Below are 13201 nucleotides of genomic sequence, written 5' to 3'. Positions count from 1 at the left end.
GCAGGCACCGGGCAACTTAGACAGCGCGGTTTGGCCGGCAGCTTTGGAGTAGTTTCGTCCACCGGCTGCTTTGGGCCCTGAGCCGACGGTCAATTTTTCCGAAACCGGTCACTGCAGCTACAACACTTGGCCCTTTGCAAACAATTCGGCGAGCTCTTTTCTTTTCTCGTCGGACCTTACTGTTTCGAGCGCAAGCATAGCTTCTGCGCGAGCCTCTTTCTCGCGCTTAAGTGCTTGAAGTGCAAATGCCTTGGAATAGTGCAGCAACCATTCCATCTCAATTCCGTTCAGCATGGAGGGCTGAAGCGTATCCAGCGCCAATTGGGGCTCCTGGTGGCTCAGCAAATGCTCCGCTAAGAAGTAACGCGCTACGACTACCCGATTGCTTCCCTCGCTTGCACCTTGGTTTAGACAGGCCTTCAAAGCTAGTTCAAACTGTTCCCGCGCTTCCATGAATCGACCGAGCCCCGATAACAGGCTCGCGAATTCACCGTGGTAGTCAGGCAGTCCGTTGTGACAAGGGTCCGCGAATGTGAGCGCCTCCTCATAAAGCGGAACCGCATCTTCGGCTCGACCGGACTGCCAAAAATCGAAGGCTTGGCTTGCGAGAAATGATGCGCGTGGTTGGTCAATCATTGGATGATCCAGTGCCTGCTCTTGGCCGACAGTTGCCTCACCAGCTCGGGCAACTCGAACGGTACTTGCGCAACGGGAAGGTAGGGCAAGACCGCTTGGCTTTTCTACCCAAAAGTCCCCCACAAAGTCCCCCACAACTGGCTTGTGGAAAAACAGCTTATCAGCTCCAGGCAAAGGAAAAAGCCCTGCAAATCATAGACTTGCAGGGCTTACCTGTTGGTGCGGCTGGCAGGAATCGAACCCACGACCCCTTGGTTCGTAGCCAAGTACTCTATCCAGCTGAGCTACAGCCGCTAAGCTTCGAATTATAGCATGATTTCTTGGCGACCCTTGAAATTTGCTTTCTTTCTGATTGCTTTCCTGGATCAGGTCATGCAAACAGACACTCAATTCAACGCAAGCCGAGATTGTAATGCACGATGAAGGCTCCAAAAACAAACTGAGCGATTTGGATCACAAAACACATCGTTTGTTGATGGATTCACCCTGCGAGCGAGGGTGGTAGGGCGTGTTGGACTTGAACCAACGACCAAAGGATTATGAGTCCTCTGCTCTAACCAACTGAGCTAACGCCCCCAGCCATGCTCCAGCGCTATACAACGGGACAAGCGCCGTATTGTAGGGGCTTACTTGCGGTGGCTGAGCGCGTTGGACACCAGCTTGGAGGTGATGTCCACAATCTGGATCATGCGGTCGTATGGCATGCGCGTAGGACCAATCACGCCCAAAGTCCCCACCACCTTGCCATCAACCTCATAGGGGGAGCTGACGATCGAAAGCTCTTCAAAGGGCACAACCTGGCTCTCGCCACCGATGTAGATGCGCACCCCCTCCGCTTGGCTGGAGATGTCCAGAAGGCGAAGGATTTGTGTCTTCTGCTCAAACAAGTCAAATGCCCTACGCAGGTTGCCCATGTCGCTGGAGAAATCACTGACGGACAGCAGGTTGCGCTCTCCAGAAATCACCACCTCGTCCTGCGCCTCGGACAGTGCCTCTGAGCCTACGTTGACTGCCGCCTGCATAAGCGATGCAATCTCTCCGCGCAATACATCGACCTCGGACTTCAAACGTTCTCGCACCTGCTCCATTGCGAGTCCGGCGTAGTGGGCATTCAGGAAGTTGGAGGCCTCTACCAGTTGCGACTGGGAGTGATCCACCTCGGTGAAGATCACGCGATTCTGTACGTCACCTTCCGGCGACACGATGATCACGAGGAAGCGCTTTTCGGAGAGTCGAAGAAACTCTATGTGGCGAAATACCGAGGTACGCCGAGGTGCCATCACCACTCCAACGAACTGGGAGAGGTTGGACAACAGCTGTGCGGCGTTGGCGATGACTTTTTGCGGCTGTTCAGGTGCCAGCTGGGGCGGCATGACAGACTCCCGCTGCACCGTGAGCATCGTGTCCACAAACAATCGGTATCCACGCGCTGTGGGAATACGGCCAGCGGAGGTATGGGGACTCGCAATCAGCCCCAGCTCTTCCAGGTCCGCCATCACGTTTCGTATCGTGGCAGGCGACAAATCCAACCCGGACGCGCGCGAAAGGGTACGCGACCCTACGGGCTGCCCATCAGCGATGTAACGCTCGACCAGGGCTTTGAGCAACAACTTGGCACGGTCATCGAGCATGGAATGATTTTAATGATGTAATTTCGCGATGACGTCCAATTTCCGCCATGTCGCACTTATAGGCAAGTACCAGACTTCAGCTGCAGGCGCCCCCGGTGATGGCTCTCGCCGGGCTTTGGAGGATATTGCGCATTTCTTGGAGCGCCAGGGATGTGAGGTGGTGCTGGAAGCGGAGACCGCCAGCAATACCGGATTGACACACTACCCTTCCTTGAATGTAGACCAGATCGGTGCACGGTGCGATTTGGGGCTGGTGGTGGGGGGGGATGGAACGATGCTCGGCATTGGCCGACGCTTGGCGCGTTTCGGAACGCCGCTGATCGGCATCAACCAGGGCCGGCTCGGCTTCATCACCGACATTCCCTTCGACACCTATCAGACCACATTGCCACCGATGCTGCGAGGTGCCTACGAAGAAGACCAGCGGCCTTTGATGCACGCAACAGTCGTTCGCGATGAACGTGTGGTGTTCGAAGCCTTGGCCATGAACGATGTGGTGGTCAACCGTGGCGCGACATCGGGCATGGTGGAATTGCGTGTCGAAGTTGGTGGGCAGTTTGTGGCCAATCAAAGGGCCGACGGCCTCATCATTGCTTCCCCCACCGGATCGACCGCATATTCGTTGTCTGCGGGCGGGCCCATGCTTCACCCATCCATCCCGGGCTGGGTGCTGGTTCCTATAGCGCCACATACGCTGTCCAACCGCCCCATCGTGCTCTCCGATGCGACTGAGGTGGCTGTCGAAGTAGTGAGCGGGCGCGATGTCAGCGCGAACTTTGACATGCAGTCCCTTGCGTCCTTGCTGCATGGCGACCGCATCCTCGTCAAACGCTCTGAGCATCGCGTGCGATTTCTACACCCTCAAGGCTGGAACTACTTCGCGACTTTGCGCAAGAAGCTGCGCTGGAACGAAGGGGGCTCATGACCATGGCACTGCGGCGGATAACACTGCGGGATTTTGTGATCGTTCAAACGCTGGAACTTGACTTGCGCAGCGGCTTTACCGTGTTGACTGGTGAAACCGGGGCGGGCAAGTCCATCTTGATTGACGCATTGCAACTGGCACTGGGAGCACGCGCGGATGCCGGGGTAGTACGGGAAGGATGCAGCAAGACCGACATTTGCGCGGAATTCGAATGCCCTGCCCATGCCCGCCCATGGCTGGAAGAAGCCGGGTTTGAAACCGATGACTGGCTGCTACTGCGCCGTACCGTCGACACACAGGGCAAGAGCCGCGGTTGGATCAATGGGACACCAGCGACAGCTTCACAGTTACGTGCCTTGAGCGAGATGCTTCTCGACATCCACGGTCAGCACGCATGGCAAAGCCTGACCCGCCCAGAGTCGGTGCGCGGCTTGCTGGACGCTTTTGCCGGTGTGAATACCCGCGATACAGCATCGCGTTGGACGCAATGGCGCGCTGACCTCAAGGCATTGCAGCAGGCACGCGCAGCACAGGCAACGCTTCAGCAAGAGCGCGAGCGCCTGCAGTGGCAAATCAGCGAAGTGGACAAGCTCGCGCCAGGCGACCTGGAGTGGGAGGATCTTGACGCGCAACACAAGCGCCTATCGCACGCGCAGGCGTTGCTGGATGGGGCCCATGGAGCGCTTCAAGCTTTGCAAGAAGACGACGCGGGAGCCGTTTCCGCACTGACCCACGCACATTCGCTGCTTCAGGCGCAAGAACACATTGAGCCAGAGTTCGCCAATCTGGCCGATATCCTGGCGTCGAGTCTGGCGCAGACGACAGACGTGGTGCATTCTCTGCACACCTATTTACGCCATGCGGACATTGACCCCCAACGTTTGGCAGAACTGGACGAACGCATGTCCTTGTGGATGGGACTGGCTCGCAGGTACAAACGCCCTCCTGCAGAACTACCCGCTCTGCTCAAGGACTGGAAAGCATCCATGCGCCAGCTTGATGCCGCCACCGATCTGGAAAAGCTGCAGGCCAACGAATCCGCCAGCGCCAAGGCGTACCATGCGGCGGCGCGCGCACTGTCTCTGGCTCGCGCCAAAGCAGCACCAAAGCTCTCCGTGTCCATCTCTCAGGCCATGCAAGGTCTTGGGATGGAGGGCGGCAAATTCGAGGTGTCAGTGACGAAGGCGTCGGACCCCTCTCCCGACGGGATCGATGATGTCGTGTTTTTGGTTGCGGGACACCCCGGCATGACCCCCAAGGCGGTCGGCAAAGTCGCCTCCGGCGGGGAGTTGTCCCGCATTTCGCTGGCGATCGCAGTCACAACCAGTGAATTGGGCTCAGCCCCCACACTCATTTTTGACGAGGTGGACTCCGGCGTGGGTGGCGCAGTCGCCGAAACCGTGGGACGTTTGATGCAGCAGCTGGGACGCGACCGCCAAGTGCTGGCAGTAACTCACCTGCCCCAAGTAGCAGCATGTGCGCATCACCACCTCAAGGTGGCAAAAAACAAAAGCGCTCAAGGCACAACCAGCACCGTGCTGGTTGTGCAGCAAGACGAGCGTGTGGCAGAAATCGCCCGCATGCTGGGTGGGGAGCGCGCTACCGAGACCACGCTGGCGCACGCGCGCGAAATGCTGGGTACTGCGGCACCGGCATTGGTCGCTACGCCTATCCCACCCGCCCCCTCATCTAACGCCGCTAGGAAACGCTGATGGCCCTTGAAATTGTTGTCATCACGGGCATGTCGGGATCTGGAAAATCCGTCGCCTTGCACGCACTGGAAGATGCTGGCTACTACTGCGTAGACAACCTGCCGCCGGAGCTACTGCCAGCCTTCGTAGCGCTCGAACACAAACACCATGGCAACCGCGTAGCCATTGCAGTGGATGTCCGCAGCGCAACGTCCTTGCATCAAGTGCCTCAAGAGTTGAGCCGTTTGCGCAGTCAGGGCGTGGCCGTCAAATCCCTTTTTCTGGATGCCACGATTGATACTCTGGTGCGGCGTTTCTCCGAGACGCGCCGCCGCCATCCCCTGTCGCACGACGACCTCCAGCAAGGACGCAGGGCCTTAGTTCAAATCATTGAGCTGGAGCGTGAGTTGCTGGCTGAACTGCGCGAACAGTCACACGTGATCGACACCAGCACCATCCGCGCCTCCCAGTTGCAAAGTTATGTCAAAGGCCTGATGTCCACGGCGCAAGGGCAATTGACCTTGGTTTTCCAGTCATTTGCTTTCAAACGCGGTATTCCCATGGATGCCGACTACGTCTTCGACGTCCGCATGCTGCCCAACCCACACTATGAGATCGCGCTCCGGGACCTCACAGGACTGGACCAGCCGGTGGCTGACTTTCTGGACCTGCAACCCGAGGTAGACCTGATGCGGGCCCACATTGAAAAATTTCTAGCGCACTGGCTGGACATGCTGGATCGCAATCACCGAAGCTACGTCACTGTAGCCATCGGCTGCACCGGCGGACAACACCGCTCTGTCTATCTGGTGGAGAAACTGGCGCAAGCGTTCAGCGACCGATGGACTGCATTGAAGCGGCATCGTGAACTGGATGGGCGCTGACCATTGCCTTCACAAGCGAGCTCTTGGAGCCAAACCCCTTGGGAACAAGTTGTAGAGCTTGGCGCCAACGAAACGAGACGAGCCCCCCCGCGACTGAGAGAGCGCTCCCGTTTGAATTCACCATAGCGAAGATTGCGTAGTGTCCAGCAACTTACGGATGGGCGCCGGCAACCCCACCAAGGACCACTGATCTGGCCCCAGCCACTCTCCGCCCTCCACGGTAGGCACCATTCCGTCGGTCTGTATCACCAAGGGGTGAAGATGCAAGTCCCGGTGCGTGAGGACATGCACAAATGGCTGCAACTCTTGCTGCGCATACTGCCCATCGCTACCCAAAGCACTCACAAAAATATCCCGCGACTCCAGGTCAGCGAACACGGGCACGCAGTGCATTCCCGCCCAGATCCCAGTGGGTGGGCGGCGTTGCAGCCAGATGCGCCCCTCGCCATCGCGCAGGATCACCAATTGCCAGGATTCAGCCCGGCGTGACAGTTTGCGGGTTCTGACGGGATAGCGTTCAGGCCCCCCCTCCTTGAAAGCTGCGCAATCGCCCATCAAAGGGCAATCGGAGCATTTTGGAGAGCGGGGTGTGCACAGGGACGCCCCCAAGTCCATCAGGCCCTGGGTGTAACGGGGCATCGCCACATCAAGATCGCGCACTGGCAACAGCGCATCGGCATGCTCCCATAGAAGGCGTTCGTTTTTGGCAGAAGCCAGATCTTGGCCAAAGCCCAGCAGACGCGTCAGCACCCGCCGCACGTTGGCATCCAGAATGGGCACGCGCTCTGAAAAACAAAACGCGGCAATGGCGCCTGCGGTTGAACGCCCAATGCCCGGCAAAGACGCCAACAGCGACGCCGTTCGCGGGAAGGCGCCACCATGGTCGGTCATGATCTGCTGAGCGCAGCGATGGAGATTGCGTGCACGACTGTAGTAGCCCAAACCACTCCACAAGCCCAGGACCTCATCTTGAGGGGCTGCCGCCAGGGCGCTCACATCAGGAAATCGGCCCAGAAAGCGGGCGTAGTAGTCCAGCACAGTAGTGACCTGAGTCTGCTGCAACATGATCTCCGACAACCAAACCCGGTATGGATCGCGGGTCTGTTGCCAGGGCAGATGGTTGCGCCCATGTACAGCTTGCCAAGCGACTACCCGCGCGGCCACACCCTCCCGGGATTCAGCACTCATGCGGAAACCGGATGCGCGTCAGTCAATGCCGGTGCAGCCCCTGGCAGAGCCACCAACTTGGAAGTCAGCTCATGCAACTTGTTCTCCAACTGGCCGAGTTCCTCCTCGCCAGCCTCGATCTCCGAGATGCGCTCCACCAAGCCGCTGGCAGCCTGTTGTATGCGGTCTACGGCCTCCATGCGGCGAGCAAAGCTGCGACGCCGTTCTCGCAGCTGTGCGTCCAATTGCGCAGTGGCTGATTTGCTCCACAGTTCCAGATCATTGGCCGCTGACTCGTACACCGTGCGCAAACGCATGGCCAGCGCGCGCACCAGGCGCTCCGCAAACTCGGGTTGCGCCAACTTGAGAGCATTGCCCATACCCAGGTACTGCAAATGACTCTGCTCGATCTGGTACAGGTCTTGCGCAAAGTGTTCAAGCTGCGGCGGCGTGGGCACCTGCAAAGAAAACCCGAACTCTGCATTGAGCTGCCTGAAGGTCCCGCTGAGCATGGCCTGAATCTCGGTACCAGAGGCTTGCGCCTTGTCCAAGGTGCCGCGCAGTTTGTCAAAGGTCTGGACGTATATTTTCTTCACGCCCAGCTTGAGCCCCTTTTGCTGCAATGTCTGGGCCAGCTCGGCCAGCTCTGCTTTGAGCGCCTTGGCGCCCAACTGCTGAAAAACGTCACGCAGCAACTTGAGGTGAACCGCACGCACCGCCTGGATCTTGGCAGTGCTGAGATCAAACTCACGCTGCTCCTGCTCAATGCGATGGCGCATGGATTCGATCACCGATGCGTTCTTGCCCCGGAGACTGCGCAACTCGGCCATTTGGTCATCGAGGTCGCGGCGTCGGATATTGATGACCCGCGACGTTTCCGTACGCAGGCTCGCCACCCCTGCCGCTACCGCAGCGCGCAGTATGGACTGACGTCTGCCCATGATGCCTTTGGCAAGGGCCTCTTCCAACGCTGGCAGTCCACTGGTTTCCAGCAAAACGTCGTCCGCAGTGATCTTGGCCACCAAGCCTTTTTGCGCAGACACAGGCACCACACGGTCCAGAGACACGCCGAGCATCTCGGCGGAAGTCGCGCACTGGCGCTCCATCTGCGCCTGGACCTGCTCGGCGGTGTTGAGCGTATCCCAGAGGGTGTCGATCTTGTTCAGCACCACCAAACGCGCTTCCATGCTCTCGGGCGAGATGGCCAGGTGCTCGCGCCAGATCGACAGGTCAGAGCGCGTCACGCCGGTGTCCGCACTCAGGATGAACACAACTGCATGCGCCTGGGGGATGAGGTTGACCGTCAGCTCGGGCTCTGCACCCACTGCGTTCAGGCCAGGCGTATCCAGAATCACCAAACCCTGCTTCAAGAGCGGATGGGGAATATTGATGATGGCGTGGCGCCACATGGGCACCTCTACCAAGCCCTGCGCGTCCGGCACAGGGTTTTCATCTGTCAGATCGTCATGCCAGAAACCCAGCGCACGCGCATTGTCCAGACTGACCTTGCGAACCTCGGCCACTTTTTCCAGTGCTTTGGCAATCTGGTCAGCGTTGCCAACATCCAGCGGGATCTCCTGCCAACGGTCGGTTTTGACCCGCCACTCCGCCAGGCTCTGCATCTGAAGTCGAGTCTCAATGGGCAATAGCCGCAAGCTGGGTGCAACATTCGCGTCGTACCCCAGTTCGGTGGGGCACATGGTCGTGCGGCCCGCACTGGCAGGCATGATGCGGCGACCATAGTCAGCAAAAAAGATCGCGTTGATCAGTTCGGATTTTCCACGCGAAAACTCCGCCACAAACGCCACCATGACCTTGTCGCTGCGTACCTGCTCTTCCAGCCGCTGCAGGCGCTCTTGCACTGCTGCATCCATCAGGTCGTGCGTGGCCATCCAATCGGCCAGCCGCTTGAGCTGCTGGGCGAACTCCCGTCGCCAGACGCCATGCTGGTCAAACTGTTCGTTGAATGAAGGTCCCACTTTGCTCCCAGAGATCTATGGATGGCCCGCGAGGCAGGTATATACAAAATATAGCATCGACCGTCCGCCAGCTGTCACAAACCGTCCATCGGACGGCAGCATCTATGGGCGCTGGCACTGGCGGCAGAAGTAAGTGCTTCTCTGTCCCTGGCGAATCAGCTCGATGGCTGTACCGCATACATGGCAAGGCTGACCATCGCGGCCATACACGTTCGCGGCCGTCTGAAAGTGGCCAGCCATTCCTTCGGCATTCGAAAAATCGCGCAGCGTGCTACCGCCCATCTCCACAGCGCGGGCCAGCACCGAGCGAATGGCCTGATGCAGCTTATGTACTCGTGCCGGACCAATGCGTGATGCAACGGTAGTAGGACGGATGCCAGACAAAAAAAGCACCTCAGAGGCGTAGATATTCCCGACCCCCACGACCACGCGCCCCGCCAGAAGCAACTGTTTGATAGGCATCCGGCTTTTCTTGAGTCCTGCCTGAAAAGTCGGAAGTAGAAACTCCTCAGACAAGGGCTCCATACCTAAGCCGCCCAGCAATTTGGCGGCTACCGGCGAGTTCTCTGATGGCGCATAGACCACCGCGCCAAATCGTCGCGGGTCATGCAGGCGCAGCGTGCCCCGGTCGGTGACAAGGTCAAAGTGGTCATGCACCCCCGCTTCTGGCATGTCTGAAGCAAAACGCAGGCTACCCGACATCCCCAAATGCAGAAGCAGAACGCCTTGGTTCATATCGAGCAACAGATACTTGCCCCGCCGGCGCAATCCGACCACTTGTTGGCCTCCCAGCAACTGGGGGTCACAACCCAGAGGCCACCGCAGGGGCTTGCCCATCATCACAGCCTCGATCCGGGCTCCAGCGATCGCGGTAGCAAAACTGCGCCGCGTCACTTCCACTTCAGGCAACTCAGGCATACAAACAACCGGGCAACGGCTTAACAGGCATGGATTATTATGGCCCGATGGTGTTATCCCACAGCTTTCGTACCGTCGCCTTGGTCACCGTGATTGCGGCGTCCGCCCACTCAGCTTGGGCCCAAAAGCCCGCCGGCGAAAACCGCCCCCCGAGCGAGCCCCCTCCGGTAGAGTCCAACCCCGCGTTGGACGCAGAGCTGTTCTACGAAATCTTTCTGGGCGAGATCAGTGCACGAACCGGGGACCCAGGCGCAGGCTACGCGTTCATGCTGGAGGCTGCGCGCCGAAGCGCTGACGGGCAGCTCTACCAAAGGGCTGCAGACATTGCCTTGCAATCACGATCAGGCGAATACGCCCTGGCTGCAGCCCGAGCCTGGAAGGAAGCCCTGCCCCAGTCGCGCGAGGCCAATCAATATGTGCTGCAGATCCTGATCGCATTGAACCGCATCGCCGAAACACCGGACTTGCTGCGCCAGGAACTTGCACAAGCCTCTCCTAGGACCAAGGCGTCAACGCTGGCATCTTTGCCACAACTGTATGGACGCGCAAGTGACAAAGCGCTGGCCGCCAAGGTGGTGGAACAGGCCCTGGTCAATGAACTCACCAACCCTGCCACCGGACCCGAGGCCTGGGTGTCGCTGGGTCGATTGAGGCTTGCAGCGGGCGACAAGGCCGGTGCGCTCGACGCAGCACGCAGGGCCCAGGGCCTGGACAATGCCAGCGAAAGCGCGGCCCGGCTGGCGCTGGAGCTGATGGACGAAGGCCTGCTGGACGCAGAGCCCATCGTGACGCAAACGCTGTCCAGACAACCCATCCCGGACCTGCGCATGGCGTATGCCAGGGTATTGCTGGGCCTTCAGCGCTATCCAGAGGCCAGTCGCCAGCTGGAGACGGTCACCAAGGAAAAGCCTGACCTGGCAGAGGCATGGTTGGTGGCCGCCACCTTGCAGTACCAGGACAACCGCCTGCCTGCCGCAGAGGCATCGCTGCAACGGTTCATGGAACTGGCATCTGCAGCTGGTGACACCGACCTGCGGCAAAAGAGCCTCACGCAAGCGTACCTGCTGCACGCGCAGATTGCCGAGAAAAAGAAAGACTTTGCGGGCGCAGAAGCGTGGCTCGCACGGATCGACAACGCAGAAGAAGTCTTTGGTGCGCAGACGCGCCGCGCATCATTGCTGGCACGCCAGGGCAAGCTCGCCCAGGCGCGGGCCTTGTTGCGCAACCTGCCAGGCAATTCAGCAGACAGCCAACGCATGAAGCTGATGGCCGAAGTGCAGCTGTTACGCGGCCAGCGCCTGTACCAGGAAGCCTACAAGGTACAAGTCGAACTGGTGGCCCTGGCCCCGGACGACGCCGAACTGGTCTATGACCAGGCCATGCTGGCAGAAAAGGCGGGCCAGCCAGACACGATGGAGAAGCTGTTGCGTCAGGTGATCGCACGCCAGCCAGAGTACCACCACGCCTACAACGCCCTTGGCTATTCGCTCGCAGACCGCGGAGTGCGGCTGGCCGAGGCCAAACAGCTCATCCTGAAGGCATTGGAATTCGCCCCCAACGATCCCTTCATCATGGACAGCCTTGGCTGGGTGGAGTTTCGCCTGGGCAACAAGGCAGACGCCCGCAAACACCTCGAAGTAGCCTTCAAGGCACGGCCTGATGTGGAGATTGCTGCACATCTGGGTGAGGTGCTCTGGAGCATGGGCGACAGGGACGGTGCAACACGCGTCTGGAAAGAAGGTCAGCGTGCCAGTCCTGACAATGACACCCTCAAAGAGACCCTGCAACGCCTCGGGGCCTCCCTCTGATGCAAGGCCTTTTCAGCGCTACTTCAAACAGTCGGCTACGGACTCTTCCTCACCGGTGGGCATGGTGGCTGGTGTTGTGGGCGCTGTGGCTCGCAGGTTGTGCGCAGCCAATGGCCACAGCCCCCATGGATGAAGACAGCTGGAGTGGGCGCATTGCCTTGCAGATCGACGGGCAGGCCTCGCAGTCTTTTTCTGCCACGTTCGAGCTGCGCGGCACCGCCCAGGCGGGTGGACTCGTTTTGCTCAGCCCCTTTGGCAATCGCATTGCGCAACTCGACTGGAAAGATGGTCACGCGCAGCTGCTTAGCGGTCAGGACACCCGTACCTCTGATTCCCTGGACACGCTGCTCCAGGACGTGACCGGCACTCGCATTCCCGTGACCGCCTTGTTCAGCTGGCTCAAGGGCACCCAGGCCAGTGCGACGGGGTGGCAAGCAGACCTTACCGGCATTGCAGACGGGCGGCTGACGGCACGCCGCAGCGACCCGCAGCCTACCGCCACGCTGCGCATTGCGCTGACTCCCTGACGGCCTGCAAACTGCTGCGGCCAGCAGAGCCGTTCGCACAGCAAAACCTCGCTCCCCACTCTTTCGCCCCATGCAAGCCTTGTATGACGTGCCAGCCCCGGCCAAGCTCAATCTTTTTTTGCACATCACCGGACGGCGTGCTGACGGCTATCACCTGCTGCAGTCCGTGTTCATGCTTGTGGACTGGTGCGACACCCTGCACTTCCAACGCCGCACGGATGGATTGATTTCGCGGGAAGACCTGTCCACAGCGCTGCCCGAAGTGGACCTCTCGGTCCGCGCTGCACGTGCACTGCAGGCTGCAACGGGCTGCAGCGAGGGCGCTCACATTGGCGTTCTGAAACGCGTGCCGGCACAGGCAGGCATGGGAGGCGGCTCTTCAGATGCCGCCACCACGCTGCTGGCTTTGAACCGGCTGTGGGGGCTGAACCTGCCAAGACACGCATTGGCAAAGATCGGTTTGCAGCTGGGCGCTGACGTTCCGTTTTTTTTATGCGGCCACAACGCTTGGGTGGAGGGAATTGGTGAGACAATCACGCCGCTTGAGAAAGTGCACCAGCTACCGCAAGCGAGCTTTGTGATCGTGAAGCCCGCAGCAGGTTTGGAGACAAAAGAAATTTTTTCGTCACCAAGTTTGAAACGCGATTCAGATAGTGCTACAATCCTAGGCTTTGCTGCAGCACACTTTGACTTCGGTCGAAACGACTTGCAGCCAGTTGCTCAGGCTCTTTGCCCCGATGTTTTTCAAGCCATTGAATGGCTCAAAGATCGCGGCCTCAAAGGCAGAATGACAGGCTCAGGCAGTGCGGTGTTTGCGCAACTATCACATGCAGTTGACTTGAACGGAGCCCCCGAGGGCTGGCAAGTGAAGGCATGTGAAAATCTGATGATTCATCCTCTGGCAGGTTGGGCATCAGGAGAAATTTAAGGTTGGTTGCCCTCGGCAATTGACCTGTGTAGGGGAGTCGCCAAGCTGGTTAAGGCACCGGATTTTGATTCCGGCATGCGAAGGTTCGAATCCTTCTTCCCCTGCCA

The 13201-nt window shown here is 59.2% G+C and carries 11 protein-coding genes and 3 tRNA genes; 7 read left to right on the top strand and 7 right to left on the bottom strand.

Translation table 11 applies throughout. From position 1 onward, the window contains the following. Positions 1-117: 117 nt before the first annotated feature. The 4 genes from IB236_RS00775 to hrcA all read right to left on the bottom strand — a co-directional run bounded on the left by IB236_RS00775 (position 118) and on the right by hrcA (position 2267). On the bottom strand, positions 118-636 hold the full coding sequence (locus IB236_RS00775) for a hypothetical protein (protein WP_192418257.1): 519 nt from the start codon (positions 634-636) through the stop codon (positions 118-120). A 217-nt stretch (positions 637-853) separates the two neighbouring features. Beyond that, positions 854-930 (bottom strand) — tRNA-Arg (locus IB236_RS00770). Between the two features lie 205 nt (positions 931-1135). Further along, positions 1136-1212: transfer RNA gene (locus IB236_RS00765), tRNA-Ile, on the bottom strand. A 50-nt stretch (positions 1213-1262) separates the two neighbouring features. Continuing rightward, the gene (gene hrcA, locus IB236_RS00760; protein ID WP_056060538.1) at positions 1263-2267 is read right to left on the bottom strand and encodes a heat-inducible transcriptional repressor HrcA; all 1005 of its coding nucleotides are present in this window, start codon (positions 2265-2267) and stop codon (positions 1263-1265) included. A gap of 28 nt (positions 2268-2295) precedes the next feature. Here hrcA and IB236_RS00755 point away from each other — a divergent pair, with 28 nt between their 5' ends. Genes IB236_RS00755 through rapZ form a run of 3 tightly spaced genes read left to right on the top strand, consistent with a single transcriptional unit; the run spans position 2296 to position 5767 of the window. Beyond that, the gene (locus IB236_RS00755) at positions 2296-3192 is read left to right on the top strand and encodes an NAD kinase (protein WP_056060503.1); all 897 of its coding nucleotides are present in this window, start codon (positions 2296-2298) and stop codon (positions 3190-3192) included. 2 nt (positions 3193-3194) lie between these two features. After that, entirely contained in the window at positions 3195-4904 is a 1710-nt protein-coding gene (gene recN, locus IB236_RS00750; RefSeq protein WP_192418931.1) for a DNA repair protein RecN, read from the top strand. Beyond that, on the top strand, positions 4904-5767 hold the full coding sequence (gene rapZ / locus IB236_RS00745; RefSeq protein WP_056060499.1) for an RNase adapter RapZ: 864 nt from the start codon (positions 4904-4906) through the stop codon (positions 5765-5767). The genes recN and rapZ overlap by 1 nt, the downstream gene beginning before the upstream one ends. Positions 5768-5884: 117 nt before the next feature. On the opposite strand, the gene mutY is transcribed toward rapZ, so the two are convergent. The 3 genes from mutY to mutM all read right to left on the bottom strand — a co-directional run bounded on the left by mutY (position 5885) and on the right by mutM (position 9831). After that, on the bottom strand, positions 5885-6955 hold the full coding sequence (gene mutY / locus IB236_RS00740; RefSeq protein ID WP_192418256.1) for an A/G-specific adenine glycosylase: 1071 nt from the start codon (positions 6953-6955) through the stop codon (positions 5885-5887). Then, a complete protein-coding gene (locus IB236_RS00735) occupies positions 6952-8913 on the bottom strand; it encodes a dynamin family protein (protein ID WP_056747317.1) in 1962 nt (653 codons plus the stop codon). The genes mutY and IB236_RS00735 overlap by 4 nt, the downstream gene beginning before the upstream one ends. A 102-nt stretch (positions 8914-9015) precedes the next feature. Then, positions 9016-9831 carry a bifunctional DNA-formamidopyrimidine glycosylase/DNA-(apurinic or apyrimidinic site) lyase gene (gene mutM, locus IB236_RS00730; protein WP_056747316.1) on the bottom strand — a complete coding sequence of 272 codons (816 nt, stop codon included), beginning with the start codon at positions 9829-9831 and terminating at the stop codon, positions 9016-9018. 29 nt (positions 9832-9860) lie between these two features. On the opposite strand from mutM, the gene IB236_RS00725 reads away from it, so the two are divergent. From IB236_RS00725 to IB236_RS00710, 4 genes are all read left to right on the top strand, one after another. Beyond that, positions 9861-11639 carry a tetratricopeptide repeat protein gene (locus IB236_RS00725; RefSeq protein ID WP_192418255.1) on the top strand — a complete coding sequence of 593 codons (1779 nt, stop codon included), beginning with the start codon at positions 9861-9863 and terminating at the stop codon, positions 11637-11639. A 125-nt stretch (positions 11640-11764) separates the two neighbouring features. Next, entirely contained in the window at positions 11765-12166 is a 402-nt protein-coding gene (locus IB236_RS00720) for a lipoprotein insertase outer membrane protein LolB (protein ID WP_225580891.1), read from the top strand. A 70-nt stretch (positions 12167-12236) separates the two neighbouring features. Further along, entirely contained in the window at positions 12237-13094 is an 858-nt protein-coding gene (gene ispE / locus IB236_RS00715; RefSeq protein ID WP_056747314.1) for a 4-(cytidine 5'-diphospho)-2-C-methyl-D-erythritol kinase, read from the top strand. A 30-nt stretch (positions 13095-13124) separates the two neighbouring features. After that, positions 13125-13201, top strand: a tRNA-Gln gene (locus IB236_RS00710).

The organism is Acidovorax sp. ACV02, assembly GCF_014851475.1.
GTDB classification, from domain to species: domain Bacteria; phylum Pseudomonadota; class Gammaproteobacteria; order Burkholderiales; family Burkholderiaceae_C; genus Acidovorax; species Acidovorax delafieldii.
This window is presented reverse-complemented; position numbering and strand designations above follow the sequence as displayed.